The sequence below is a fragment of the Streptomyces sp. sk2.1 genome (genome assembly GCF_008120935.1).
GTDB lineage: Bacteria > Actinomycetota > Actinomycetes > Streptomycetales > Streptomycetaceae > Streptomyces.
Window position 1 is genome coordinate 1 of record NZ_RDBO01000165.1, and the last position, 679, is coordinate 679.

Here is a 679-nt window from a genome sequence, read left to right on the forward strand (position 1 = left end):
TCGCCGGACTCGCCGCCAGCGCCCTCAACCCCTCCATGGACTCCTGGGACCACTCGCCGCCAGCGCCCTCAACCCCTCCATGGACTCCTGGGACCAGGCACCCGCCGCCTCCGCCCTCGAAGCCGACGTCACCGGCGCCCTCGCCGCCGAGATCTACCCCCACCGACCCACACCCGACGCCCTCATCACCACCGGCGGCACCGAGGCCAACCAACTCGCCCTCCTCCTCGCCCGCGAACGCAACGGCCCCGTACAGACCATCCACGCCGCCAACTACTACCTGCTGATGCTCCTGTTCACCGCCGTCGTCGTCCTCGTCTTCCGCCGCTCCGGGGAATCCCGCATCGGCCGGGCCTGGGTCGCCATCCGCGAGGACGAGACCGCGGCCACCGCCATGGGCATCAACGCCTTCCGCCTCAAGCTGATCGCCTTCGCCCTCGGCGCCACCCTCGCCGGACTCGCCGCCAGCGCCCTCAACCCCTCCATGGACTCCTGGGACCAGGCACCCGCCGCCTCCGCCCTCGAAGCCGACGTCACCGGCGCCCTCGCCGCCGAGATCTACCCCCACCGACCCACACCCGACGCCCTCATCACCACCGGCGGCACCGAGGCCAACCAACTCGCCCTCCTCCTCGCCCGCGAACGCAACGGCCCCGTACAGACCATCCACGCCGCCAAC

General features: G+C 72.0%; 1 pseudogene. It reads left to right on the forward strand.

The features are described 5' to 3' along the window. Positions 1–79: 79 nt before the first annotated feature. Positions 80–679, forward strand: a pseudogene (locus EAO76_RS47075) (hypothetical protein); the annotation flags it as partial.